The sequence below is a fragment of the Clostridioides sp. LIBA-2809 genome, from assembly GCF_056688965.1.
Genome location: NZ_CP197004.1, coordinates 2,722,847 through 2,749,116, shown reverse-complemented (window position 1 = coordinate 2,749,116; position 26,270 = coordinate 2,722,847). Strand labels below are relative to the sequence as shown.

Sequence of the window (26,270 nt, the reverse complement as noted above, 5' to 3'; positions counted from 1 at the left end):
GAAAATATAGTACTTATTTAGAAAAAATAAATGATTTTTAGAGATTGAGGTTGTACAATTTTTAAATGTATAGAAACTTAATCTAAAATTAGCAGATTAATATAAAAAAAAACTTTGGGAATACTAAAACCATAATTTATAAAATTAATATTTTATGCACTATAAAACAGTGAGGAGGGACAGTATGCGTACTCAACTACAAAAGACCATTGGTCTTTCAGCAGCTCTTTCTACTGTTGTAGGTATGGTTATAGGTTCGGGAGTTTTTTTTAAGCCACAAGCAATATACACTACAACTAATGGAGCTCCAGGTCTAGGTATTATAGCATGGCTTTTAGGTGGATTTATAACAATAACTGCAGGTCTTACAGCTACAGAAATCTCAGCTGCTATACCAAAAACTGGTGGTATGATGATTTATATCGAAGAGATATATGGGGAAAAGTTAGGTTTTTTAACTGGATGGATGCAAACTGTATTATTTTTCCCAGGTACATCAGCAGCACTAGGAGTAATATTTGCTCAACAAGCATCTGAGCTTTTGGGCATGAGCCCAAATAACATGTCTAATGTACTTCCTATAGCAATTGGAGTTATATTATTTCTAGCATTACTAAACATAATAGGCTCATCCTTAGGGGGAAAAGTTCAGACAGTAGCAACTGTTGGAAAAATGATACCTTTAATTTTAATAATAATTTTTGGGTTTAGTAAAGGTCAAAGTAGTGAAGTGTTAAGTCCATTTGTAGGCGATGGTGTCAGTGTATCAAATGCACTTGGACAAGTATTAATAGCAACTTTATTTGCATATGATGGATGGATAAATGTTGGAGCTATATCAGGAGAAATGAAGTCTCCTGATAAAGATTTGCCAAGAGCAATAGTTGGTGGTTTATCATTAGTTATGGCAGTTTATATTATAATAAATATAGCTTATCTTTGGGTAGTGCCAGCAAGTGAATTAGCAACAGTTACCTCACCAGCTACATTAGTCGCAACAAGATTATTTGGAAATTTAGGTGGAAAAGTAATAACTGTGGGTATATTAGTATCAGTATTTGGTACGTTGAATGGATATTTATTGACAGGTTCAAGAATACCATATACACTAGCTGAAATGGGAACTTTACCAGCCTCTAAAGCTCTTTTAAAAGTAAATTCTGGTGGTTCTCCTGTAAATTCAATATTACTTATAACTGTATTAGCCTGTGTATATGCGTTATCTGGTCAATTTAATCTTCTTACAGATTTAACCATATTTTCGATATGGGTATTTTATGTACTGACTTTTATAGGAGTCATGAGACTTAGAAGAGAAAAGCCTGATTTACACAGACCATATAGAGTTCCTTTATATCCAATAATACCAATCATAGCTATACTGGGAGGTCTATTTGTAATAATAAATCAACTATTGACTTCAACCGTAATATCTTTAGGTGGAATATTTATAACACTATTAGGTCTACCAGTGTATTATTATATGAAGAAAAGATAAGTGCTTAGTTTAAGTTAGATGAATTTGGATAAAAGTTAATTTTACTTTTATCCAAATTTTTTATAATATTACATAATATAAGTGTTTTATATGTTACTTGATGTGCTATCCTGTTTGATTTATAATTTAGTAACTGGTATTTTAAGATAATCTAAGAAATGAGGAATAAAAAATGTTAGGACTTTATATACATATTCCATTTTGTGTGAAGAAATGTAAGTATTGCGACTTTAACTCTTACAAAATGGACATAGATTCAAAACGAAGATATATAGAAGATTTAAAAATTGAAATGGAGTTATACAGTAGTAAATTATACAAAGATAATAAAGATAAAGAAGGTTACTGTCTAAATGGAAATGATACAATAACTAGTATTTTTGTAGGGGGAGGTACACCTAGTATACTGACATCTGATGAAATAAGAGAAGTATTTACAAGTATAAGAGAACTGTTTAATATAGATGATGATGCAGAAGTAACTATAGAGTGTAATCCTGGTACATTGACATTAGAAAAATTAAAAGCTATGAAAGACATTGGTATAAATAGACTTAGTATTGGCTTGCAAGCTGTTCAAGAAGAGCATTTGAACTTTATAGGAAGGATACATACTTATGAAGAATTTGAGAAAAACTACAAAGATGCATTAAGTGTAGGTTTCAAAAATATTAATATAGATTTAATGTACAGTCTTCCAAATCAAACTCTATATGACTGGAAGGAAACACTTCAAAAAGTTACAGACTTAAATCCAACACATATATCAGCCTATTCTCTTATATTAGAAGAGGGTACTGAGCTATATAATATGTATGAGAGCAATAAGTTTGAACTTATAGATGAAAATGTGGATATAGAAATGTATGAGTATACAATAAACTATCTAAAATCAAAAGGATATAATCAATATGAAATATCAAATTACTCAAAAGAAGGTTATAATTGTGAGCATAATATTTTATATTGGGAATGTGAACATTATATAGGTCTTGGAGCAGGAGCTTCTGGCTATATTAATAAGAATAGATATAATAATTTGGAATCTTTAGATGACTATCATTTAAGTTTAGTAAAAAGAGAAAAACCAATACAAGAAAATGAAATTCTCTCTGAAAAAGATATGATAGAAGAGAAAATATTTATGGGACTTCGAATGAACAAAGGTATAAAATTTGAAGATTTCAAAAAAAAATTTGGACTAGATTTTAAAGAAAAATATAGTAAGCAAATAGAAATGCTATCAGATAGAAAACTTATAAATCAGAGTTTTGAAGGTATACAATTAACTCAAAAGGGAAGGGAAATATCTAATAGTATATTTATAGAATTTATGGAATAATTTTTAAAGTATTGACAAAATAAATTTATAATGGTATATAATATATATAATCTTTTTAGCACTCAAACTTGGTGAGTGCTAACAGCTAGGAGGCATACTAAGATGGAATTAAATGAAAGAAAATTAAATATCCTCAAAGCTATAGTTAAAGATTATATAGAAACAGCTGAAGCTATAGGTTCTAGAACAATATCTAAAAGACATGATTTAGGTGTTAGTGCTGCTACCATAAGAAATGAGATGGCTGACCTTGAAGAATTAGGGTACTTGATTCAGCCTCATACTTCTGCGGGTAGAGTTCCGTCTGAAAAAGGCTATAAGTTATATGTAAACTCTCTTATGAGTAAAAGCGAATTGGATGATAATGATAAGATTCTTATTGAGCAATGTATGAATCATAATATAAATCATATAAAAGAATTGATTCATGAAACTTCCAAGCTATTATCTCAACTAACAAACTATACGACTGTAGCAGTTACTAAGAGTTTAATAAATCAAAGTGTTATAAAGCACATACAATTAGTTGCTATGAATGACAATAATATTTTACTTATAGTTGTAACAGATAAAGGAGATTTAAAAAAAGCTAGCCTTACAACTAATGTATATTTAGATCAATCTAAGTTAAACTTGATTTCTGATAATCTTACAAGGAAGCTCTTAGGTAAAAGTATAACAGATTTGGATGATAATCTAATTGCTTTTATTAAATACGAAATAAGTGAGTATTCTGGACTTATAGATGAGCTTTTAAATGCTTTGAATTCAAATATGAAAGAAGAAGATTTTTCTCTATCATTAAATGGAGCTACTAATATATTTAGCTATCCAGAATTTAATGATGTATTAAAAGCAAAGTCATTTTTAAATATGTTGGAAAAAAAGGAAACAATAGCTGACATAATTAAATCAAAGGGAATACAAAAGGACAATCTAAATATAATAATTGGTAGTGATAATGATTGTGAATTGGCACAGGATTGTAGTATAGTTACAGCAACTTATAATGTAGATAGAGACTTGGTTGGGCGAATAAGTTTTATAGGCCCTACAAGAATGGATTATGCTAGGATTTACTCTATAATAAATTATATGAGTTTATTAATTAATAGAAAGTAAAGAAATTTTAAATTGAGAGGTGTAAAGTCTTGGATAAAAAAAATGAGCAACAGGAAGTAAAAGAAGAAAATGATACTTCTATTAACCAAGAATCTGAAACTCAAGTAGAGTTAGAAGAGGAAATTGTTAATGAAGAATGTGAGGAATCAAGTAAAACAAGTGATGAAAAAGAAGTTGATGATGAAAATGTAACAGATATAAATTCTAAATTAGCAGAAAAAAAATTGCAAGACGAATTAGATGAATCAAATGATAAATATCAAAGACTTCAAGCCGAATATGCAAACTATAGAAGAAGAACTCAACAAGAAAAAGAGACAATAGGTGTGTTTGCAAATGAAAAGATAATAACTGAGTTAATACCAGTTATAGATAGTATGGAAAGAGCCTTAGATGCATGTGAAGATAAGGAAGATACTATGTATAAGGGTATAAGCCTTGTACATAAACAGTTAATAGACACTCTAGTAAAATTTGGAGTAGAAGAAATAGAAGCAGAATCTAAGGAATTTGACCCTAATTTACACTTAGCAGTTATGCAAGAAAGTGTAGATGGATTTGAAGCAAATCAAATAGTAATGGTGCTTCAAAAAGGATATAAGCTAGGAACTAAAGTTATAAGACCTTCAATGGTTAAAGTTTCTTGCTAAATATAAATTAAAGGTTAAATTATTTAACCTAATATAAAATATTCAAATAAGTAAAACTTAATTATATAATTACTCGAGGAGGATTTTAGTCATGGGAAAAATAATAGGAATAGATTTAGGAACAACAAATTCATGTGTTGCAGTATTAGAAGGTGGAGAAGCACAAATAATAGCAAATAGCGAAGGTATGAGAACTACTCCATCAGTAGTAGCATTTACAAAAGATGGTGAAAGAATAGTTGGAGAGCCTGCAAAAAGACAAGCAGTTACAAATGCAGATAAAACAATAACTTCTATAAAAACTCATATGGGAACTGATTACAAAGTAAATATAGATGGAAAATCATATACTCCACAAGAAATATCAGCAATAATATTACAAAAATTAAAATCAGATGCAGAAAGTTACTTAGGACAAACAGTAACAGAGGCAGTTATAACAGTTCCAGCTTATTTTACAGATGCTCAAAGACAAGCTACTAAAGATGCTGGTAGAATAGCAGGGCTTGATGTTAAGAGAATAATAAATGAGCCAACAGCAGCAGCACTTGCTTACGGTATGGATAAATTAGACCAAGAAAAGAAAATATTAGTATTTGACTTAGGTGGAGGAACTTTTGACGTATCTATACTTGAAATAGGAGATGGAACTTTCGAAGTTTTAGCTACAGCTGGTAACAATAGATTAGGTGGAGATGATTTTGACCAAATAGTAATAGACTATTTAGCAGATGAATTCAAAAAAGCTGAAGGTGTAGACTTAAGAAATGACAATATGGCTCTTCAAAGATTAAAAGAAGCAGCAGAAAAGGCTAAGAAAGAATTATCATCAACAATGAATTCAAACATAAACTTACCTTTCATAACTGCTACAGCAGAAGGACCAAAACACTTAAATATAGATTTATCAAGAGCTAAATTTGAAGAATTAACTAGAGGTTTAGTTGAAAAAACTATGGAACCAACTAAGAGAGCTTTACAAGATGCAGGACTTTCTACAGGTGATATAGATGATGTATTATTAGTAGGTGGTTCTACAAGAATACCAGCAGTACAAGAAGCTGTTAAGAAATTTATAGGAAAAGAGCCTCACAAAGGTATAAATCCAGATGAGTGTGTTGCAGCAGGAGCTTCTATACAAGCAGGAGTTTTAGCAGGAGATGTTAAAGACTTATTATTACTAGACGTTACTCCATTATCTCTTGGTATAGAAACAATGGGTAATGTAATGACTAAGATAATAGAAAGAAATACTACAATACCAACTAAGAAATCTCAAGTATTCTCAACTGCCGCTGATAATCAAACAGCTGTTGATATACATGTTCTTCAAGGTGAAAGAAGTATGGCTTATGACAATACTACTTTAGGAAGATTCCAATTAACAGATATACCACCAGCACAAAGAGGAATACCTCAAATAGAAGTTACATTTGATATAGATGCAAATGGTATAGTTAATGTTTCAGCTAAAGACTTAGGTACAGGAAAAGAACAAAAAATAACTATAACATCAAACACTAATCTATCAGAAGCTGAGATAGAGCAAAAAGTAAAAGAAGCTGAAATGAACGCAGAAGCTGACAAACAAAAGAAAGAGAAAATAGAAGCATTTAACCAAGCTGAATCTACTATATATCAAACTGAAAAGACTTTAAATGAACTTGGAGATAAAATAAGTTCAAGTGATAAAGAAGATATAGAAAAAGCTATAGAAAACTTAAAAACTGTAAAAGACAAACAAGATGCTACAGCAGAAGAACTTAAGAAAGCTACAGACGAAGTAATGACTAAGTTCCAAAAAGTATCTCAAGAAATGTACCAACAAGCAGCGCAAGAACAACAAGCAGCACAAGGTGCAGAACAAGCTCAAGACAATGGACCTAAAGATGACAATGTAGTAGATGCTGACTTTAAAGAAGTAGATGAAGACAAATAAGATATATAATATGTAACGCTAAATTATAGCTAGATAATATATGATTTATGAAAATCATATAGATATTAAAGATATATGGACAATATACATCATAAAGAATATAATATATCATAGATTATATAACTTAAAGTAGAATATAAGAATTAATGATAGCTTGTAGTTTATTATTCTACAAGCTATCGTTTTGTAAAATGAAGGTGGTGTCAATTTTTGAGTACAAAAAGGGATTATTATGAAGTCTTAGGCATCAGTAAAGGTGCAGAAGCTCAGGAAATAAAAAAAGCTTACAGAAAATTAGCAATGAAGTACCATCCAGATAGAAATCCTGGAGATAAAGAAGCAGAAGAAAAATTTAAAGAGATAAATGAAGCTTATGAAGTACTATCAGATGATACAAAGAGAAAAACTTATGACCAGTTTGGGCATGATGGACTAAATGGCCAAGGAGGCTTTGGTGGTCAAGGAGGATTTAACGGTCAAGGCTTTGGTGGTTTTGAAGATATGTTTGGAGATATATTTGGTGACATGTTTGGAGGAGGCTTCGGAGGTGGAAGACAGAGAAGAAGAGGTCCTCAACGTGGTGCGGATATAAGACAAAGTGTTAGTATATCTTTTGAAGAAGCTGCATTTGGTAAAAAGATGTCTATAAAGGTAAACAGAAGTGAAGAGTGTGAAGAGTGTGATGGAACTGGAGCAAAACCAGGTACATCAAAGAAAACTTGTTCAACTTGTAATGGAACTGGTCAAGTTAGAACTGTTCAAAGAACTCCATTTGGTAATATAGCAAGTTCAAGACCATGTAGTGCTTGTAATGGAACTGGGGAAGTTATTGAGTCTCCATGTAGTAAATGTCACGGAACTGGAAATACAAGAAAAGTTAAGACTATAGAAGTAGATATACCTGCAGGTATAGATGATGGTCAAATGATAAAACTTTCTGGTCAAGGTGAAGTAGGAGAAAAAGGTGCTCCAAGAGGAGACTTATATATTGTAGTTAATGTTAAGTCACATCCACTATTTACTAGAGATGGAAATGATATTTACTTTGAGATGCCAATTACATTTGTTCAAGCAACTTTAGGTGATGAGATAGAAGTACCTACTTTGGATGGAAAAGTTAAATACAGTGTACCAGAAGGAACACAAACTGGAACTGTATTTAGACTTAAAGAAAAAGGAATTCCTAGAATTAGGGGTAATTCAAGAGGAGACCAGTATGTTAAAGTTGTAGTTGAAATCCCTAAAAAATTAAACGACAAGCAAAAAGATCTATTAAGAGAATTTGCGAAGGAGTGTGGGTCGAACGTCCACGAAAAGAAAAAAACATTTGGACAGAAGATAGAAGATATGTTTAAGAAAAAGTAATTAAAGTAGCCAATATATAATCATATTTTTGAAATCTTAGTTATTTGAGAGATTTTCAACGGATATTATGATTTTTATATTGGCTATTTTCATGTAAAAAAATTAAAACTGAATATAGAAAATTTTCTGAAAAATACTTGTCTCACAATATATAATATGCTATAATATAATCAAACAATAGAAAGGGGTGATTCCAGTGGGAACGGATGTGGCACTGCCAAATGATGAAGAAAACTCAATTATAATCTATAAGATAAAATTAGATACTTTTAGTGCTGTATTAAGTACTGGAAAAACTCATAAGCTGGGATAATTATTGTAATTACCTAGACTTAAACCTTTGATAGTAAAATAGTAATGTTATATAGACAAGGTATCTAATTTTTAAATCTTTTGTATAGTGTAAATTAAAATTTTTACAAAAGATTTATCTAATTATAATTAAGTTAAGGAAAAATAATTATAAATTGATTTTATGTACGTGTGTAAAGAAATATGTATGTATTATTAGTTGCTGTACTAGATATGTATGTAAAGAAATATGTAGCTAGATATATGTATGTGTAAAGAAATATACATGTAATGTGTATTAAGATTTTTAGTATAGATTGGATGAAGATAGAAGTGGCTTTTGCAGAAAGTTAATTTATACCTACTAAAAGATATACTTAAGATTTGTTTGATTTTTAGTTATAAATAATATTGTAGATAAAAAATAAGTAGAGATAAAGATTTAAAATACTTGTTTTAAATATAGTTTGTTTTGAACGCTTAACAAATTAAAATAATTAATAAAATAGACATCTTCTCGCAGTAAAGATATACTGTGGGAAGATGTTTTTACTTTGTGTATAAACTGTTATGAAAAATTTGCATAGTGTCACATTTTAATATACTATATATATAATAAAATATAGAGTAAAATTAAATGATTCAAAAGAGAAAGGTGAAGAAAGATGTATTATATAGGTGTAGATATAGGTGGAACAGGTATACAAGCAGGGGTAGTTGATGATAATGGTAAAATACTTTTTAGGTCGGAATGTAAGACCGTGATTGAAAAAGGCTTTGAAGGAGTACTTAATGACATAAAAGTAATGATTGATAAGTTGTTAGAAGATAATAAACTTACTATTAACAATATAAAATCTATTGGGTTTGGTGTACCTGGATTTATAAATAAAGATGATTTAGTAACCTGTGTAAATTTAAAATGGGAGAGAAAAGATTTTAATAAGGAACTAAAAAGAATCTTTCCAAATGTTGAAATTAATGGAGAAAATGATGCAACAGTAGCAGCACTTGGAGAAGCAAAATTTGGAAGTATGAAGGGTGCTAATGTTGGTGTTCTATATACTTTAGGAACTGGTGTAGGTGGAGGAATAATAATTAATCAAAAAGTTTTTTCTGGAGCACATGGATTAGGTTCAGAAATAGGTCATCAAATTATAGGAGAAAACTATTTTGATTGTAATTGTGGAAATAATGGTTGTGTAGAAACTTTTTGTTCAGCGACTGCAATTATAAAGTATTCTCAAAAGTTGATACAAGAGGGACGAGAAAGTATGATTTTAGATTTAGCAGAAGGAAATTTAGAAAATATAAATGCAAAGATGGTGTTTGATTCATATAGAGAAAATGATGAAGTTGCAATTGAAGTAATAAATAGATTTAAAGAATATTTAGCTAAGACTTTTGCAAATACAATAAATTCTTTAGACCCAGAAATTATATCTATTGGTGGAGGTATTTCTAAAGCTAGTGATATAATACTTGATGGAATAGAAGATTTGGTAAGAAAATTTGTATTGTGCAAAAAAGAAGAGATAGCTACAATTACATGTGCAACTTTAGGTTCAGACGCAGGAATTATAGGAGCAGCTTTTTTATAAGGTAAAGGAGTTGCTTATTGGAGGCATGATATATGAGTAAAATAAATGCTAGAAGAACACTTTTTTTGATAGCTATAGGTTCAGGAACTATGCTTAATCCTCTCAATTCCTCTATGATTTCACTTGCTTTACATAGTATACAAAATGATTTTCATATTAGCTTTACAACGGTGTCTTGGATTGTTTCAGCATTTTATTTAGCTAGTGCCATTGCACAACCAGTTTCAGGGAAGATAGGAGATTTAATAGGTAGGAAAGTCTTGTTTTTGAGTGGTTTGATACTTGTGATTTTGTCGGCATCTATAGTACCATTTGTTCAATCATTTTTTATATTGATTTTTATAAGAGTAATTCAGGCTATTGGAACAAGTACTCTATATCCATCTGGTGTTGCTCTTATACAAAATAATATAAAGGAAAGACAATCTTCTGCATTGGCTGTTTTAACCATCTTTGCTTCAACTACAGCAGGATTGGGGCCAACACTTGGGGGATTATTGTTGGATTTAGGTGGATGGCATGCTATATTTCTTGTGAACATACCTATTGTTATAGTTTCTATATGTTTAGGATATTTTTTATTTCCAAAAGAAACAAAAGGGAAAAACTGTATAAAAGAGACTTTAAAAAATGTTTTATCGAGATTAGATATTATTGGTATACTTTTATTTTCAATTGCAATGATTTTTCTATTACTATTCTTGTTATCTATGAAAGAGTCTCTTAATTTAGAACAACTTGTATTGGGTGTAATATTGATGTGTATTTTTATTTGGCATGAGCTTAGAACAAAATTACCATTTATAGATATTAAGTTATTTGTAAATAATCCTAAACTGTCAAAGGTTTACTTACAGTTTATTATATTAAATTTCTTTAATTATATTTTGTTTTTTGGTCTTCCTAGTTACTTTCAAGATGCACTACATTATAGTGCAAAATCGACTGGGTTATTTATGTTATTTATGTCTGGTATAGGTATATTTATATCTCCATTAACTGGGAGATGGATAGACAAATCTGGTACTAGATTGCCTCTGATGATGTCATCAATTTTTATGCTGATTAGTGCAGTACTTCTTGCGATAATTTTTGTTCATATACCAGTAGTTGGAAAGGGTATTATTTTATCATTAGCAGGTATTAGTTATGGAGTTGGAAATGTGGCATTACAGTCGTCTATGTTTAAAGAAAGCCCTCCTGATAGTATAGGAACAGCTTCAGGTCTATTTCAAACTAGTCGTTATTTAGGTTCTATTTTAGCAACAGTTCTACTTGGAATGGTATTTGAAGCAAGTATAACATCAGCTCAATTTCAAATATTAGGTTATGTTATGGTGGTTTTAGGTACAATAAGTTTTTTATTGAATTTTGTTTTAAAGAAAGAATTAAGAACAGTAAAATAGTAAATTTACGCCTTTAATAGGTTTAACATTTAATATATTTGAAAATATTGTTTGTAAAACATGAGTGATTGATATTTATAAACTTCAAGCCTTGAAATGAAGAATACTTAATAGGTATACAATATTATGAATTAAAATTAAGCAGAACTTTGAACTAATATTTCAAAGTTCTGCTTAATTTAGTACTTAAATTTTTTTATATAGAAAATAAGATTTGACACTCAGATAAAAAATCATTGCATTTTCAAAGTTCTTTAAATCAAATCCAAGTATATCATTAATCTTTTCCAACCTATAGACTAGCGTATTTCTATGTAAAAACATACTAGTAGATGTCTTAGAAATATTTAAGTCATTATTTATAAACTTTATTCCTGTATATAGAAGTTCTTCATCAATAGATTTAATCTTATTAAAGTCTATTAATTTATTAAGTATATTGTCTTTATTAATCAAGTCAAAAGTTTTATATCTAATAAGGTCAAATAAATTTAAAAATTTATTTTCAGCATTATCTTTTACAATAGAAGGCAGTAAATCAGAACATAATTGAACTCTAAAATTAAAGTCAGATTTATTATCTAACTCACCAAGATAAAAAATATAGGTACTTTGATAAGTTTCAGTTTCAATTATATTTTGTGTAGTTACATTAATATCTAAGTCGTATTTAGAATTTACAACAAAGAAATCATTGTGTTGTATTATATTTATATCATCATATAAGTTGTAAAAAATATTTTTTAGATATTCAAAATCTATATGGGCTTGATAAATTAAATAAAAGTTACCTTTTAGATTATCAAAATTATTTTCATCTAGAAAATCAACAACATAAATAGTATTATTGAAAGTAACTAAATTGCTATTAGAGTTCAAACTTTGATTTTCATACGGATAGATATTTATTTTTTTATTAAGTTGTCTTTCTAAAAAACTTTTTAAATCTTCCATAAAGTCTCCTTAAAAATAAGATTATATCCTTATCTTATAGCCAAAGTAGTTTCTTTGTCAAATATGTGTATTCTACTGTTATCAACTGAAAGTGTTAAGTCATCACCAACATTAATTCTGTTTTTACTATCAAATCTAATTGTTATCGTATTTTCACCCAGTTTTAAATGAGCATAAGTTTCTGCTCCCATGAGTTCTTTTATTTCAATCTTTGATTTAAAACAAGTGTCTGGATTGGCTTTAATAAAAGCATCTTCTACATGAATATCTTCTGGTCTGATGCCTATAACAACTTCATTATTAATATAATTATCTTTTATTAAATCGTAGTGTTTTTCTTTATCTAATTTAAGTTTAATATTTTCATTTTTTGCATATATTTCATTGTTATCTTCTATTAATGTTACATCAATAAAATTTATCTGTGGTGCTCCAATGAATCCTGCAACAAAGATATTAGTTGGATAGTCATATACATCTTGTGGGGTTGCAATCTGTTGAACCACTCCATCTTTCATTACTACGATTCTATCAGCCATAGTCATAGCTTCAACTTGGTCATGTGTCACATAGATAAATGTAGTTCCAAGCTGTTGGTGAAGCTTGGTTATTTCTGTTCTCATGGCAGTTCTAAGTTTTGCATCTAAGTTGGATAGAGGTTCATCCATTAAGAATACTTTAGGATTTCTAACTATTGCACGTCCTAGAGCAACTCTTTGTCTTTGTCCACCAGACAATGTTTTAGGTTTTTTATTTAAAAGGGGTGTTAAATCTAATATTTTAGCAGCTTCTTTAACTTTTTTATCTATCTCATCTTTGGATAATTTTCTAAGTTTAAGTGCAAATGCCATATTTTCATAAACTGATAAATGTGGATATAGAGCATAGTTTTGAAAAACCATAGCTATATCTCTATCTTTTGGTTCTATATCATTGACTAGTTTATCTCCAATGTATAGTTCTCCTTCAGATATTTCTTCAAGACCAGCAATCATTCTAAGTGTAGTTGATTTACCACAACCAGATGGACCTACTAAAACGATAAATTCTTTATCATTGATATCTATATTTATATTTTTTACTGCATTAAATCCATTAGAGTAAAGTTTTGATATATTTTTTAAGATTACTTCTGACATGGTGTTCTCCTTAATATTTAAATTTTAATTATATAATATCAAATTTTTTTATTCTATTAAATGTGTAAAATAGCTAAACTTTTTTGTTTAATAATGTAGTTACTATTATTTTTACATATAATGTGGATTATTATGTAATCTGCAAAAGATATTAAAAAGAGATATCTATTATTATTTTAGTAGAATTTAATAATTTATGCCCTCTAGACTACTACTTCTAGGCTTAATTTAGTAAAAATTGAAAAGTCTACGTCATTAAGATATTATTAATAAAAATTTATAAAACAAAAAAGCACAATATTTATGATATAATAAAAGTTATGGAAAAACAGGAATATTACTATATAGAAGAGAGGTAAACTTATGAATAATTGGATAGAAGTAACTATAAAAACAACAACAGAAGCAGTTGAGCCTATAACAAACATACTATATGAACAAGGAGCTGGTGGGGCTGTAATAGAAGACCCAAAAGACTTTTTATTTCAAAAGAAAAATGAACTAGATTGGGATTATGTTGAAGAAGAAGTATTTAAAAAGAATGAAGAAGACAACGTACTTATAAAAACTTACGTTTCGGAAGAAAAAAATGTGATGGAATTTGTCGAAATAATAAAGCAAAAAGTTTTAGGCTTAAAAGATTTTGGTATAGATATAGGTGAAGGAAGTGTATCATTAGACCAAGTAAATGAAGCTGATTGGGCAAATGCATGGAAGGCATATTACAAACCAACAAAAGTAGGACAAAGAGTAGTAGTAAAACCTACATGGGAAGATTATACTATGCAAGAAGGGGATTTAATAATAGAGCTTGACCCTGGTATGGCATTTGGTACAGGGACACATGAGACTACTAGTATGTGTATCAGAGAATTAGAAAAATATGTAAATAAAGATTCTAAAGTATTTGATATTGGTTGTGGTAGTGGAATCCTTGCAATAGCAGCAGCTAAATTAGGGGCAAAAGAAGTTATAGCTGTAGATTTAGACGAAGTGGCAGTAAAAGTTGCAAAAGAAAATGTAATTGAAAATAAAGTTGAAGAAAATGTATCTGTAATGCATGGCAATTTAACTGATGTAATAAAAGATAAAGCTGATGTAATAGTTGCAAATATAATAGCCGACATAATAAAGATACTTGCAAAAGATGTACAAAACTTTATGAAAGAAGATGCTATATTCATATCTTCAGGTATAATTCTGGATAAAGTTGAAGAAGTTAAAGAAAGTTTAATTGAAAATGGATTTGAAATAGTTGAAGTTCAAAAATTAGGTGAATGGTCAGCAATAGTTTCTAAGCTTAAAAAATAGAGGGTATGGTGGAGTATAATGGACAGATTTTTTGTTGAAAAAAATAATATAAATCTACAAGATAAAACTTGCACTATAGAAGGTGAAGATGTAAAACATATTTCAAAAGTCTTAAGATGTAAGTTAGGTGAGAAGCTTGAGGTATGTGACAAAGATAATAATGAGTATATTTGTGAGATAACGAATATAGATAAAAGTGTGGTTAATTTAAATATTTTAGAAAAAGTTGATATAAATAGAGAATCAGCACTTAAAATAAGGTTATATCAGGGGCTTCCCAAAGCTCCAAAAATGGAGATGATACTTCAAAAATTAACTGAAGTAGGAGTAGAAGAAATAATATTAGTTCAGACGAAGAGAAGTGTTGCTAAAGTTGATGACAAAAAAGAAGACAAAAAATTTGAACGTTGGGAAAGGATAATTTATGAAGCAGCAAAGCAAAGTAAAAGAGGTAAAATACCAAAACTAAGAGGTGTTTTAAGTTTTAGAGAAGCTTTAGAAGATATGAAGAAGAATAATATAAATATTTGCCCTTATGAAAATGAAAGAACAGTTTCAATAAAGCATGCACTTAAAAAATGTGATTCTAATATAGATAGTATTGGAATTTTTGTAGGTCCTGAAGGTGGATTTTCTGAAGAAGAAATAGAACAAGTACAACAAGATAATTGTAGTGTTGTATCATTAGGACCTAGAATATTGAGAACTGAGACAGCTTCTGTTGTAGCATCAACAATAGCTTTGTATGAGCTAAGTGATTTAGGAGGAGAAAAATAAATTGAAAAAAGTAGCTTTTTATACACTTGGGTGTAAAGTCAATCAATATGAAACTGAGGCTATGCTAGAGCTATTTGAAAAAGATGGTTATGAACAAGTCAATAGTGAAGAATATGCCGACGTTTATGTTATAAACACATGTACAGTTACTCATATGAGTGATAGAAAATCTCGTCAATATATAAGACGAGTTAAAAAGAAAAATCCAGATGCAGTAATAGCCGTGGTGGGATGCTATTCTCAGGTATCTCCAGAGGAAATTTTGGATATAGAAGAAGTAAATTTAGTTATGGGTACAAATGACAGAAGAAAGATTGTTGAAGAAATTAAAAAGATAGATGCAAGTAAGAAAGTTAGCACAGTTGATGACATAATGAAAGTTAAAGCATTTGAAGAAATAGAAATTAGTCAAACTAATGGAAAGACTAGAGCATTTATGAAAATACAAGATGGGTGTGATAGATTTTGTACCTACTGTATAATTCCTTATGCACGAGGACGCGTTAGAAGTAGGGATATTGATAGTATAGTCAATGAAGTAAAAAAATTGGCTAATAATGGCTATAAAGAGGTCGTATTAACAGGAATACATGTTGCCTCTTATGGAAAAGATTTAAAAGATAAGGATATTAAACTTCTTGATGTAATAAAACAAATAAATGAAATAGATAAAATAGAGAGAATTAGACTTAGTTCTGTTGAACCAATCTTATTTACAGATGAATTTGTGAATGAAGTTTTAAAGATGGATAAAGTTTGTCCTCATTACCATTTATCACTTCAAAGTGGATGTGATGAAACTTTAAAAAGAATGAATAGAAGATATACAACTTCAGAGTACAAAACTATTGTAGACAGATTGAGAAGTAAAATGCCAAATGTCGCAATAACTACGGATGTGATAGTAGGATTTCCAGGAGAGACAAATGATGAGTTTAAAGAAACATATGAGTTTTTAAAAGAAATAGAGCTTTCACAAATGCATATTTTTAAATACTCACCAAGAAAAGGAACTCCAGCCGCGACTATGGAAAATCAGGTTGACCCTCAAATGAAACATTTTAGAAGTGAACAACTTTTAAATTTAAGCAAAGTAAATTTTAATAAATTTGCAAATAAATTTATTGGAAGTGAGTTAGATGTTTTATTTGAACAAAATATAGAAGGAAATAAATTTGAGGGACTAACGTCAAATTATATAAGAGTTGTTGTTGAAAGTGACAAAAATATACAAGGTCAGATATTAAAAGTGAAAATAAATGATGTAAAAGATGAATATGTAGAAGGAATTTTGATATAACATGTAGAAATTATAATATTTATAAGATAGGAGGTGGAAAAAATGGATTGTATTTTTTGTAAAATAGCGAACGGAGAAATACCTTCAACTAAAGTTTATGAAGATGATAAAGTCTTAGCGTTTAACGACTTAAACCCAGTTGCTCCATACCATATATTGGTAGTACCTAAAAAACATTACGATAGTGTAATTGATATTCCTGATAAAGAGATGGACATTGTGTCACATATTCATGTTGTTATTAATAAAATAGCTAAGGAGAAAGGTTTTGACCAAACTGGATTCAGAATCATAAATAATTGTGGAAGTGATGGAGGGCAAGAAGTTAAACATTTGCACTATCATATTTTAGCTGGTAAAAAGCTTCCTAATTACGAAGCGGGACAAAACTAAACTAAATTATTGAAAAATTGAGTTCCTTCTTGATAAAAATACTTGATAAAAGTAAAAATTTAGTTTATAATAAACAAAGTGTTAGGTTGTAATGCATATTATGCAAAAAAGAACATAGTTACAGTCCCAGCATAATTGCGCTATTGGAGGGAGGGAAAAAGAAATGTCAGAAGTAAGAGTTAGAGAGAATGAAACATTAGACAGCGCTTTAAGAAGATTCAAGCGTCAATGTGCAATGTCTGGCATCATGTCAGAAGTGAGAAAAAGAGAGCACTATGATAAGCCAAGCGTTAAGCGTAAGAAAAAAGCTGAAGCAGCAAGAAGAAAAAACGCTAAGAAATAGTAGTAAATAAGAATAAAGAGGTGAAGGGGATGTCCCTTAAGCAAAAGTTACAAGAGGATTTGAAATCTTCTATGAAAAACAAAGATACAGTGAGAAAATCTGTAGTAACTTTAATAAGAGCTTCCATAAAGCAGTATGAGGTTGATAATAGAGTCGAGCTTGATGAAGATGGAATTATCGATGTAATAGCAAAGCAATTAAAGCAACGTAGAGATGCATTAGTTGAATTTGAAAAAGCTGGAAGAGAAGACTTAATAAAAGAAACAGAAGCTGAAATTGAAGTTTTAAAAGAGTACCTACCTCAACAATTAAGCGAAGAAGAGTTAGAAGAAATTGTAAAATCTACTATATCTGAAGTAGGAGCAACATCTATGAAGGATATGGGAAAAATAATGTCAGTTATCCAACCAAAGGTTAAAGGAAGAGCTGACGGAAAACTTATAAATAAGTTGGTAAAACAAAACTTACAATAGATTGATATAGCCTAGAGAGAAATCTCTAGGCTTTTTATATTTTTTGAGAATAACAAGTCATATTTGAGCATATCTATAATCAAAGAAAATTTTGAAAGAAGGGGAAGAATTTGATTATATCAGTAAAGGAAATTAGAAATTTTTTGATAAACATATTTATACCATTAATAATAGGTTATTTAAGTAGTGTTTTAACAATGATTATTAGTGGGACAGATATTTCAACCTACTATTTACAACTTACAAAGCCGAGCTTTGCGCCACCAGCATTTATCTTTCCAATAGTTTGGACTGTATTGTACATATTGATGGGGATATCTTCATACTTAATATTAAGAAAGGGTTATAACTTACCTAAAGTAAGAGATGCAATCTTTTATTATGGGTTACAACTTGCATTAAATTTTGTTTGGTCTATATTATTTTTTGGATTTGGACTTCGATTTACAGCTTTAGTAGACATAATAATAATGATTTTGGTTTTTATAATAATGATTTCAAAGTTTTCTAAAATAGATAAGAGAGCTGGATACATAAATTTGGTTTATTTGATGTGGCTTGTCTACGCTGGATTTTTGAATTATTTTATATGGTTTATTAATAAATAGAATGTAAAGATTCTGTAAATTACCCTGTACTTTTAATAATATCATATCAAATAAAAAATGAATAGACTATTAAAAAGAATCATTTTCATATACAATAATATTAATTTAAATATAATAAATTTATCAAAATTGTATTTAAAGATTAACATATTAAAGTATTAGAATTGGAAAGGCTCGAAGGGAGAGGTTTTTATGCAAATAATAGTATCTGGGAGACAAATGAAATTAACTGACGGAATAAAAGGATACGTAGATGGAAAATTAAGTAGGTTAGAAAAATACCTTGATCCTGAATCAGAAGTGAAAGTAACAGTAAGTGCGAAAAAGGATAGACAAAAAGTTGAGGTCACAATAATTCCTATTAGTGGGCAAATAATAAGAGCAGAAGATGTAGAAGATGATTTATATGCAGCAATTGACATTGTTTGTGACAAATTAAGTAGACAAGTTGTCAAGTATAAAACTAAAGTTAAAGACAAAAGTCAAAATAATAAAAGCATAAGATTTGAAAATATTGACTTTATAGATAACAGCAGTGAATTTAATGATTATGATTATGATGATGAAGAAGATGAAAATATAGTTATAGAAAGAAGAAAGAAATTTAATGTAAAACCTATGAGTTCAGAAGAGGCAATACTTCAAATGGAATTGGTAGGACACAATTTCTATATGTTTAGAAATCAAGATAATTTTGAAATAAACATAGTGTATAAGCGTAAAGCTGGTGGATATGGTTTAATAGAACAAGATTAATAAAAAAATTGTATACATTGTAGACTTTATATAAGAAAAAATAAAAAGGTAATCATGTTGATTTTTTATCAATATGATTACCTTTTTATTGTTTAAATAATATATTAATTATTAGGGTATTTATTGTATAAAAATTTTATAACTAAGCTGTTATAACATCAATAAAGTGCATAAATACCTATTTCAAGCATAAAATTAATTAAGGGGGTAATGCTTATGTTAGAAATATCCACTGATTTACAGGTAAATCAACCAGTTGTTACTGTTACAGGTAATACGTTTATTAGTATAGAAAATTATCTATCAATACTTGAGTATGAAGTTGATTTAATAAGAATAAAGACTAAAGTTAAAACGATTAAAATATCTGGGGATAAACTTTCGCTTAAGTATATTACTGATAGTGAGATAGGTATAAAAGGAATTATCTACAATATGGAGTATGTTGATTAGGAGGAGATACACTTGATAAGCTTTATAAGGGGATACTATGTTATAGTTGTGGAAGGAGTAGGACTTGAACAATTTTTAAATCATCTTATAAGAAATGGGATAAGTGTTTACAATGTAACTAGAATAAAAAATACTAAAATTGAGTTTCATATAGATAGACAAGATATAAAAGAATTTAAGAATATTTATAGAGGGAGTAAGTTTGAGATAAAGGTAAAACAAAAAACAGGAGTTCCTTTTATTATTAAAAGAATTTATAAGCACAAAGGTATGTGGATTTGTGCTATTCTCTCTTTATTTTTATTGATGTCGACATCGCAGTTTGTGACAGATGTATATATACAATCTCCTGAAGGTATAAAAAAAGAAGCTCTCAGAAGTGAGCTTTACAAGGTTGGAGTAAGACCAGGAGTTTACAAGAAGAGTATTGATAGAAAAGAAGTCAGAGACCACATGATGTCGAAATTTAATGATGTGGCATATTTATCTATTAATGTAAAAGGAACAAATATATTTGTTACTGTTACAAAAAAAGCAGAATCCCTAAAATCTACAGACCAATCAAATTATTGTAATGTAATTGCTTTAAAAAATGGTATAATAGAAAAGGTAATCCCTAGAAGTGGTAAATCCGTTATTAAATCTGGAGATATAGTACAAAAGGGAGATGTGCTTCTAAATGGAGCTAATACAAAATCAATACCAGAAGTATGGGCAAGTACTTTTTATGAATCTTCTAAAAAGGCAAGTTACGTAGATACTGTAAATAAAAAGACAGGAGAAAAGAAAAACATATACACAATAAGCTTTTATGATAAAGAATTTACAATTAGGAAAAATATAAAATATAAAAATTATGTTGTTGAAAATAAAGAAAAAAAATTATCTATAGGAGATTATACTTTTCCAATAAAGATAAAGACGAGTACCTTTTATGAAACAAAAAAAGTTGAGGTAAAAAGAAATAAAGAAGAGTTGAAAAAAGAATTATCTGAAAAAGCTTTAAAAGAGTTAGAATACATAATCCCCGCTTCGGCTAGAATAATAGATGTAAAACATAACTTTAAGGTTAATAAAAATATGTTAGAATATTTAATAACAGTTCAAACTAGTGAAAATATTGCTAAAATTTATCCTCTTAGTAAATCAGAAGCAGAAAGATTTATAAAGGAAGAAAGTAAACCAAAAGAAGGAGAAGAGGAAGTTCCTTCTAATCCAGAAAAAAGACCATTAAATGATATAAGAAATGACTTTGATGAGGATACTAAAGATAATAATAAAAATAATTCTAATGAAAATAATAGTAATCAAAATAGTAACAACAGCCAAAATAATAATAATAACTAACAAAATTAAACTTAAAACTTGAGGAGGAACAATTCAATTGATAATACAAAAAAAATTTACAATAGCAGATGGAAGTTTTGAAAGAGAATTATTTGGAAATTTTGATGAAAATGTAAAATTAATAGAGAAAACTTTAAATATAGATGTGATACTTAGAGAAGGTAATATAATTTTAATTGGAGAAGAAAAAAATGTAGATTCTGCATTAAAACTTATGAATGAATTGCATCAAACTGTATCAAATGGTAAACATTTAGATAAACAGAGTATTTCTTATTCATTATCTCTTTTACTTGAAGGTAGTGAACAAAAAATAAAAGAACTTGAGGGAACAATTGTTGTAACACAGAGAGGGAAAGCTGTTCAACCTAAGACATTAGGTCAAAAAGAATATATAAAGCTTATAGAAAATAATGATATAACTTTTGGTGTTGGACCTGCTGGAACAGGAAAGACTTATCTTGCTGTTGCTATGGCAGTAAAAGCTTTTAAAAGAGATGAAGTTAGTAGAATTATACTTACAAGACCAGCTGTGGAAGCTGGGGAAAGTCTAGGATTTTTACCAGGAGATTTAAAGGATAAAGTTGACCCATATTTAAGACCATTATATGATGCACTGTTTGAAATGTTAGGTGCTGATAAATTTAATAAATATTTGGAAAGAGGTACTATTGAGGTTGCACCACTTGCTTTTATGAGAGGTAGAACTCTCGACAATTCTTTTATAATATTAGATGAAGCTCAAAATACTACTTCTGAGCAAATGAAAATGTTTTTAACTAGATTGGGATTTGGTTCTAAAGCTGTAGTTACAGGTGATATAACACAAACAGATTTACCACAAAATAAGAAAAGTGGTCTAATACAAGCTACAGAAATTCTTAAAGGAGTTCCAGGGATTGGGTCTATAATGCTAACAGATAGAGATGTTGTAAGACATGAGCTGGTACAGAGAATAATAAGAGCATATGAGAAACATGATAAAAGAGAAGAATTTAAAAAAGAAGAACGCAAAAAAATGAAAATACAGGAAAAGACTTTCAAAAGAAAGTAAAAGTGTAGTAATATAGATGTATAGCATTATTAATGAATAAAAAGTAGGTGTAATTAATGGATTTGATATTAGATGATAGACAAGATAAATTAGAAGTAAATGAAGAGTTAATTGAAAAGATAAAGGATATAATCATAGAATGTTTGGATTATGAAGGATATGATGATAATTATGAAGTGAGTCTTTCTTTTGTAGATAATAAAGAGATTCATGAGTTAAATAGAGAGTATAGAGGCGTTGATAGAGCGACTGATGTTTTATCATTTCCTCTTTTAAGTGATGATTTTGAGGATGTTGAGTTAGAGGAAGAATCTCTAGGAGATATAGTAGTATCTCTTGAAAGAGCTTTAGAACAGAGCATAGAGTATAACCATAGTTTTGAAAGAGAAGTATGTTTTTTAATATGTCATAGTATGTTTCATCTTTTAGGTTATGACCATGATACAGATGAAAATACTAAAGAAATGAGAGAAAAAGAAGAACACATATTGAATAAGTTAAACATAACAAGGGAGTAGTTTTTATGAAACCAGGAAAAACTCGTCAAGGTATAATTAAAGCTTTTAATGCAGCTATAGAAGGGATATTGTATACATTTAAATTTGAAAGAAATATGAAAATACACTACTTAGGTTCAGTTGCTGTACTTATAATAAGTTTGTTTTTCAACTTCTCAAAATTAGAGATGATAATGTTATTAATGTCCATATGTTTAGTTGTAGTTGCTGAGATGTTTAATACAGCTATAGAAAAAGCTGTTGATTTGGTAACTGATGAATACCATGTACTTGCTAAGATAGCAAAAGATGTTGCAGCAGGTGGTGTTCTAGTAGCAGCACTAAATTCAGTAGTGGTTGGATATATATTATTTTATGATAAATTGACAGATATATCTGGAATATTAATTTATAAGATAAGGGAATCAGAATTACATATAACCTTGATATGTATATTATTGGTTCTTATAGCTGTTGTGGTTGTAAAAGCATTGACCTCCACAGGAACCCCTCTAAAAGGTGGTATGCCAAGTGGCCATGCTGCATTAGCATTTGCTATAGCAACTGCAATTACACTTATGACTGAAAGAGTTGTTGCGTCTACTCTTGCATATATAATGGCTGTATTAGTTGCCCAAAGTAGGATTGAAGGAAAAATACATACATTTTGGGAAACCATAGCTGGGGCTTTGTTAGGTGTATTAATAGCTATATTAGTGTTTCAGCTTGGAATGTTCTACAATTAAAATGAATGTACATAAAATATTTAAAATAAAACAAATCTGTGCTAATTAAATTTTTATGATATAATGTAGAGTATTAAATAAAAATAACTTTTAATTATTGTATACAGGAGGAAATGTTGTGGATAACATAGAATTGTTAAAGTTGGCAGAAAATGCCAGACAACATTCTTATGCTCCTTACTCTGGTTTTAGAGTGGGTGCGGCTCTTTTAACTAAGAGTGGTAAAGTTTATACTGGGTGTAATATTGAATGTGCATCATTAGGTGGAACAAATTGCGCAGAAAGAACAGCTATTTTTAAAGCAATATCAGAAGGTGACAGAGATATCTGTAAAATAGCTATAGCAAGTGATAATTCAGAAAATAATGAGCAAACATATCCTTGTGGAATATGCAGGCAGGTAATTATAGAGTTTGGTTCTGATATAAAAATAATAACAGGATATACTAAAGGAGAGGTTTTTGAGCACGATATAAAGGATTTGTTGCCAAACTATTTCTCTGGAAATGATTTAAAATAGATTTAAAAAATATAAAATAATTAAAACAAGAAGATAAATAAAGTTAGGAGACAGTTAATGTTCAAATCAGGTTTTGTCAGTATAGTAGGGAGACCTAATGTAGGGAAATCTACTTTAATGAATAATGTAGTTGGAGAAAAAATAGCTATAATGAGTGATAAGCCTCAAACTACAAGAAATACAATACAAGCAGTATATACAGATGAAGAAATGCAGATAGTATTTTTGGATACACCAGGTATTCACAAACCAAAAAATAAGTTAGGTGAATTTATGGTGAAGGCAGCAACAGATGCCTTTAAAAATGTAGATTTAATATTATTTGTAGTTGATGATTCTAAAAAAATAGGTCCTGGAGATAGAAAGATAATAGAGGACTTGAGAAGTATTAAAACACCAATAATTCTAGTTGTAAACAAAATAGACCAATTAGAGCAAAAAGACGAGTTATTTGATATAATCAAAATGTATGACAATGAGGGCATTTTTAAAGAAATAGTACCAATATCAGCATTAAAAGGAAAAAACACGGATACTCTAATAAAAGTTATACAAAAGTATTTAGAAGAAGGTCCAAAGTATTTTCCAGATTATATGATTACAGACCAGCCAGAGAGAGTATTAATAGCAGAACTTATAAGAGAAAAAGTTCTTCACTATCTTAATGATGAAATACCTCATGGTGTAGCTGTTGAAATTGAAAAAATGAAAGCAAGAAATGATAAAGAAATAGTAGATGTATCTGCTGTGATATATTGTGAAAGAGATTCTCATAAAGGAATAATAATAGGAAAGAATGGTAGGAAACTAAAAGGAATAGGAAAATCAGCAAGACAAGATATAGAATTACTTTTAGGTTCACAAATAAATCTTCAATTATGGGTTAAGGTTAAAGAAAATTGGAGAAATTTACAAAATTATATAAATAATTTTGGATATAATGATAAATAAAGGTGGGTTATATGGATAGGAAACTGGATGCTTCCCAAGATTTATTATATGAAGTAAAATCATTAATTGCTAATAATAAAGTATTGGAGTTAAGAGAATTAATAGAGGAATATCATATAATTGATATATTCGATATAATGGAAAATTTAGAGGAAGACATGAAAATTCAATTATTTGAAGTTCTTCCTTTAGATATGGCATCTTCTATATTAGAAGAAGGTAGTGTAGAGTTTTTTGTTAGTATTTTATCTAAGCTTGACGTAGAACACTCAAAAAATATACTTGAACTTATGTCTCTTGGAGATATGGCAGATAAATTAAGTGAGCTTGAAGAAAAAGAGAGAGAACATATAATAAATCTTTTGAATCAAGAAAATGCTGAGTATGTAAAAGAGCTATTATTCTACGATGAAGATTCTGCTGGTGGAACAATGACTACTGGATATATATCTATAAATAAAGATATGACAGCTCTTGAAGCAATAGAACATATGAGAGAAGAAGCTGAAGAAGCTGAGACTATTTATTATATATATGTAGTTGATGATGAAGAAAAACTAGTTGGAGTATTATCATTAAGAGAACTAATAATCGCAAGAGATGCAAACATAGTAGAAGATTTAATGAGTGAAAATATAATCTCTGTTTATGTAGATGAAGATAGAGAAGAAGCAGTACGATTAGTATCTAAATACAATTTAATAGCCATTCCAGTAGTAGATAGACAAGAAAAATTAAAAGGAATAATAACAGTAGATGATATAATTGATGTAATGGAAGAAGAAGCAACAGAAGATATGTACAAATTTGCAGGAAGTTCAGAACATGAAAGAGAAGTTGCTGAAAAAGAAAATCCTACATTGAAAGAGCAGACAATATCGGCACTTAGAGGAAGATTACCTTGGTTAATTATTACACTAATAGGAGGATTGTTGGCTTCCTTAATACTTTCTAACTTAGATTATATAATGAATCCTGTATATGCTCCACTAGTGTTCTTTATACCTGTAGTAATAGGTATGGGTGGAAATATCGGAACTCAATCATCATCTGTTACAGTAATAACACTATCTAATAAAGATTTGAATTTTAGTAATGTGGTAAGAGAAGGTATTGTAGGAATTATTACAGGTCTTTTGTGTAGTATAATAACTGGTATTGTAATTTACTTTGTTATGAGAAAATTAGACATTGTACTAATTGTTTCAATATCATTATTTATAAATATGGTTTTGGGCGCAACAATAGGTGCATTTATGCCTGTTCTATTAAAAAAAATGGATGCAGACCCATCTACAGTTTCATCACCAATTATATCTACAGCTCTTGATATAACTGGAATAGCAGTTTACTTTATAATAACAACGGCATTATTGTCAAAAATTGTTTAATAACTTTATGTATGATTTATCCTCTTCTTACTAAAAATATAAG

Annotated in this window: 26 protein-coding genes; 24 read left to right on the top strand and 2 right to left on the bottom strand. The window is 29.1% G+C overall.

The annotated features are described in order from the left end of the window. The first annotated feature begins 184 nt into the window (after window positions 1-184). The 8 genes from ACTG44_RS12995 to ACTG44_RS12960 all read left to right on the top strand — a co-directional run bounded on the left by ACTG44_RS12995 (window position 185) and on the right by ACTG44_RS12960 (window position 11,214). A complete protein-coding gene (locus ACTG44_RS12995) occupies window positions 185-1,498 on the top strand; it encodes an APC family permease (protein ID WP_479920561.1) in 1,314 nt (437 codons plus the stop codon). A 172-nt stretch (window positions 1,499-1,670) separates the two neighbouring features. Next, the gene (hemW, locus tag ACTG44_RS12990; protein WP_479920560.1) at window positions 1,671-2,840 is read left to right on the top strand and encodes a radical SAM family heme chaperone HemW; all 1,170 of its coding nucleotides are present in this window, start codon (window positions 1,671-1,673) and stop codon (window positions 2,838-2,840) included. 102 nt (window positions 2,841-2,942) lie between these two features. Continuing rightward, window positions 2,943-3,962, top strand: a complete 1,020-nt coding sequence (gene hrcA, locus ACTG44_RS12985; protein ID WP_479920559.1) for a heat-inducible transcriptional repressor HrcA — start codon at window positions 2,943-2,945, stop codon at window positions 3,960-3,962. A gap of 29 nt (window positions 3,963-3,991) precedes the next feature. Further along, entirely contained in the window at window positions 3,992-4,612 is a 621-nt protein-coding gene (gene grpE / locus ACTG44_RS12980; RefSeq protein WP_479920558.1) for a nucleotide exchange factor GrpE, read from the top strand. Window positions 4,613-4,703: 91 nt separating this feature from the next. Beyond that, window positions 4,704-6,551: a molecular chaperone DnaK gene (gene dnaK, locus ACTG44_RS12975; RefSeq protein ID WP_021385295.1), complete on the top strand. Its 1,848-nt coding sequence runs from the start codon at window positions 4,704-4,706 to the stop codon at window positions 6,549-6,551. 210 nt (window positions 6,552-6,761) lie between these two features. Then, window positions 6,762-7,916 (top strand): molecular chaperone DnaJ, encoded by a 1,155-nt coding sequence (dnaJ, locus tag ACTG44_RS12970; protein WP_021385307.1) that lies wholly within the window; start codon window positions 6,762-6,764, stop codon window positions 7,914-7,916. A 956-nt stretch (window positions 7,917-8,872) separates the two neighbouring features. Next, window positions 8,873-9,808: an ROK family protein gene (locus ACTG44_RS12965; protein WP_021385304.1), complete on the top strand. Its 936-nt coding sequence runs from the start codon at window positions 8,873-8,875 to the stop codon at window positions 9,806-9,808. Window positions 9,809-9,840: 32 nt separating this feature from the next. Then, a complete protein-coding gene (locus tag ACTG44_RS12960; protein WP_479920557.1) occupies window positions 9,841-11,214 on the top strand; it encodes an MFS transporter in 1,374 nt (457 codons plus the stop codon). Window positions 11,215-11,400: 186 nt separating this feature from the next. Here the strand turns inward: ACTG44_RS12960 and ACTG44_RS12955 are convergent, their stop codons facing one another. Then, on the bottom strand, window positions 11,401-12,168 hold the full coding sequence (locus tag ACTG44_RS12955) for a PucR family transcriptional regulator (RefSeq protein WP_479917118.1): 768 nt from the start codon (window positions 12,166-12,168) through the stop codon (window positions 11,401-11,403). A gap of 29 nt (window positions 12,169-12,197) precedes the next feature. Further along, window positions 12,198-13,307 carry an ABC transporter ATP-binding protein gene (locus ACTG44_RS12950; RefSeq protein WP_479920556.1) on the bottom strand — a complete coding sequence of 370 codons (1,110 nt, stop codon included), beginning with the start codon at window positions 13,305-13,307 and terminating at the stop codon, window positions 12,198-12,200. 363 nt (window positions 13,308-13,670) lie between these two features. Here ACTG44_RS12950 and prmA point away from each other — a divergent pair, with 363 nt between their 5' ends. The 16 genes from prmA (at window position 13,671) to mgtE (ending at window position 26,227) form a co-directional block, all read left to right on the top strand. Continuing rightward, the gene (gene prmA / locus ACTG44_RS12945) at window positions 13,671-14,618 is read left to right on the top strand and encodes a 50S ribosomal protein L11 methyltransferase (RefSeq protein ID WP_021385334.1); all 948 of its coding nucleotides are present in this window, start codon (window positions 13,671-13,673) and stop codon (window positions 14,616-14,618) included. Between the two features lie 18 nt (window positions 14,619-14,636). Continuing rightward, on the top strand, window positions 14,637-15,395 hold the full coding sequence (locus tag ACTG44_RS12940) for an RsmE family RNA methyltransferase (RefSeq protein WP_021385323.1): 759 nt from the start codon (window positions 14,637-14,639) through the stop codon (window positions 15,393-15,395). Window position 15,396: 1 nt separating this feature from the next. Continuing rightward, window positions 15,397-16,695, top strand: a complete 1,299-nt coding sequence (mtaB, locus tag ACTG44_RS12935; protein ID WP_479920555.1) for a tRNA (N(6)-L-threonylcarbamoyladenosine(37)-C(2))-methylthiotransferase MtaB — start codon at window positions 15,397-15,399, stop codon at window positions 16,693-16,695. Window positions 16,696-16,737: 42 nt separating this feature from the next. Further along, entirely contained in the window at window positions 16,738-17,088 is a 351-nt protein-coding gene (locus tag ACTG44_RS12930; protein ID WP_021385324.1) for a histidine triad nucleotide-binding protein, read from the top strand. 163 nt (window positions 17,089-17,251) lie between these two features. Next, window positions 17,252-17,431 (top strand): 30S ribosomal protein S21, encoded by a 180-nt coding sequence (gene rpsU / locus ACTG44_RS12925; protein ID WP_003416618.1) that lies wholly within the window; start codon window positions 17,252-17,254, stop codon window positions 17,429-17,431. Between the two features lie 29 nt (window positions 17,432-17,460). After that, the gene (locus tag ACTG44_RS12920) at window positions 17,461-17,904 is read left to right on the top strand and encodes a GatB/YqeY domain-containing protein (protein WP_054271053.1); all 444 of its coding nucleotides are present in this window, start codon (window positions 17,461-17,463) and stop codon (window positions 17,902-17,904) included. Between the two features lie 110 nt (window positions 17,905-18,014). Then, the gene (locus tag ACTG44_RS12915; protein WP_479920554.1) at window positions 18,015-18,512 is read left to right on the top strand and encodes a TspO/MBR family protein; all 498 of its coding nucleotides are present in this window, start codon (window positions 18,015-18,017) and stop codon (window positions 18,510-18,512) included. A 192-nt stretch (window positions 18,513-18,704) separates the two neighbouring features. Then, window positions 18,705-19,268 (top strand): ribosome hibernation-promoting factor, HPF/YfiA family, encoded by a 564-nt coding sequence (hpf, locus tag ACTG44_RS12910; protein WP_021385351.1) that lies wholly within the window; start codon window positions 18,705-18,707, stop codon window positions 19,266-19,268. A 216-nt stretch (window positions 19,269-19,484) separates the two neighbouring features. Next, window positions 19,485-19,721 (top strand): YabP/YqfC family sporulation protein, encoded by a 237-nt coding sequence (locus tag ACTG44_RS12905; protein ID WP_021385288.1) that lies wholly within the window; start codon window positions 19,485-19,487, stop codon window positions 19,719-19,721. 12 nt (window positions 19,722-19,733) lie between these two features. Next, window positions 19,734-21,068: a sporulation protein YqfD gene (gene yqfD / locus ACTG44_RS12900; protein WP_021385305.1), complete on the top strand. Its 1,335-nt coding sequence runs from the start codon at window positions 19,734-19,736 to the stop codon at window positions 21,066-21,068. 37 nt (window positions 21,069-21,105) lie between these two features. After that, window positions 21,106-22,122, top strand: a complete 1,017-nt coding sequence (locus ACTG44_RS12895; protein ID WP_021385298.1) for a PhoH family protein — start codon at window positions 21,106-21,108, stop codon at window positions 22,120-22,122. A gap of 56 nt (window positions 22,123-22,178) precedes the next feature. Beyond that, window positions 22,179-22,640: an rRNA maturation RNase YbeY gene (ybeY, locus tag ACTG44_RS12890; RefSeq protein ID WP_021385287.1), complete on the top strand. Its 462-nt coding sequence runs from the start codon at window positions 22,179-22,181 to the stop codon at window positions 22,638-22,640. Between the two features lie 5 nt (window positions 22,641-22,645). After that, complete coding sequence (locus tag ACTG44_RS12885; protein ID WP_021385290.1) at window positions 22,646-23,365, top strand: diacylglycerol kinase; 720 nt, start codon at window positions 22,646-22,648, stop codon at window positions 23,363-23,365. 118 nt (window positions 23,366-23,483) lie between these two features. Continuing rightward, window positions 23,484-23,885 carry a cytidine deaminase gene (locus tag ACTG44_RS12880; protein WP_021385346.1) on the top strand — a complete coding sequence of 134 codons (402 nt, stop codon included), beginning with the start codon at window positions 23,484-23,486 and terminating at the stop codon, window positions 23,883-23,885. A 57-nt stretch (window positions 23,886-23,942) separates the two neighbouring features. After that, entirely contained in the window at window positions 23,943-24,836 is an 894-nt protein-coding gene (era, locus tag ACTG44_RS12875) for a GTPase Era (protein ID WP_021385319.1), read from the top strand. An 11-nt stretch (window positions 24,837-24,847) separates the two neighbouring features. After that, window positions 24,848-26,227, top strand: coding sequence for a magnesium transporter (gene mgtE / locus ACTG44_RS12870; RefSeq protein WP_479920553.1), 1,380 nt, complete (start codon window positions 24,848-24,850; stop codon window positions 26,225-26,227). Window positions 26,228-26,270 lie beyond the last annotated feature (43 nt).

What these genes read in the sequence shown, in the direction of transcription:
- ACTG44_RS12905 (WP_021385288.1), top strand. Translation starts at nt 19,485, where the DNA reads ATGTTAGAAATATCCACTGATTTACAGGTAAATCAACCAGTTGTTACT.
- ACTG44_RS12885 (WP_021385290.1), top strand. Translation starts at nt 22,646, where the DNA reads ATGAAACCAGGAAAAACTCGTCAAGGTATAATTAAAGCTTTTAATGCA.
- era (WP_021385319.1), top strand. Translation starts at nt 23,943, where the DNA reads ATGTTCAAATCAGGTTTTGTCAGTATAGTAGGGAGACCTAATGTAGGG.
- ACTG44_RS12950 (WP_479920556.1), bottom strand. Translation starts at nt 13,307, where the DNA reads ATGTCAGAAGTAATCTTAAAAAATATATCAAAACTTTACTCTAATGGA.
- ACTG44_RS12920 (WP_054271053.1), top strand. Translation starts at nt 17,461, where the DNA reads ATGTCCCTTAAGCAAAAGTTACAAGAGGATTTGAAATCTTCTATGAAA.
- ACTG44_RS12940 (WP_021385323.1), top strand. Translation starts at nt 14,637, where the DNA reads ATGGACAGATTTTTTGTTGAAAAAAATAATATAAATCTACAAGATAAA.
- rpsU (WP_003416618.1), top strand. Translation starts at nt 17,252, where the DNA reads ATGTCAGAAGTAAGAGTTAGAGAGAATGAAACATTAGACAGCGCTTTA.
- ybeY (WP_021385287.1), top strand. Translation starts at nt 22,179, where the DNA reads ATGGATTTGATATTAGATGATAGACAAGATAAATTAGAAGTAAATGAA.
- ACTG44_RS12955 (WP_479917118.1), bottom strand. Translation starts at nt 12,168, where the DNA reads ATGGAAGATTTAAAAAGTTTTTTAGAAAGACAACTTAATAAAAAAATA.
- hrcA (WP_479920559.1), top strand. Translation starts at nt 2,943, where the DNA reads ATGGAATTAAATGAAAGAAAATTAAATATCCTCAAAGCTATAGTTAAA.
- ACTG44_RS12995 (WP_479920561.1), top strand. Translation starts at nt 185, where the DNA reads ATGCGTACTCAACTACAAAAGACCATTGGTCTTTCAGCAGCTCTTTCT.
- dnaK (WP_021385295.1), top strand. Translation starts at nt 4,704, where the DNA reads ATGGGAAAAATAATAGGAATAGATTTAGGAACAACAAATTCATGTGTT.
- hemW (WP_479920560.1), top strand. Translation starts at nt 1,671, where the DNA reads ATGTTAGGACTTTATATACATATTCCATTTTGTGTGAAGAAATGTAAG.
- hpf (WP_021385351.1), top strand. Translation starts at nt 18,705, where the DNA reads ATGCAAATAATAGTATCTGGGAGACAAATGAAATTAACTGACGGAATA.
- ACTG44_RS12960 (WP_479920557.1), top strand. Translation starts at nt 9,841, where the DNA reads ATGAGTAAAATAAATGCTAGAAGAACACTTTTTTTGATAGCTATAGGT.
- ACTG44_RS12965 (WP_021385304.1), top strand. Translation starts at nt 8,873, where the DNA reads ATGTATTATATAGGTGTAGATATAGGTGGAACAGGTATACAAGCAGGG.
- mgtE (WP_479920553.1), top strand. Translation starts at nt 24,848, where the DNA reads ATGGATAGGAAACTGGATGCTTCCCAAGATTTATTATATGAAGTAAAA.
- prmA (WP_021385334.1), top strand. Translation starts at nt 13,671, where the DNA reads ATGAATAATTGGATAGAAGTAACTATAAAAACAACAACAGAAGCAGTT.
- ACTG44_RS12930 (WP_021385324.1), top strand. Translation starts at nt 16,738, where the DNA reads ATGGATTGTATTTTTTGTAAAATAGCGAACGGAGAAATACCTTCAACT.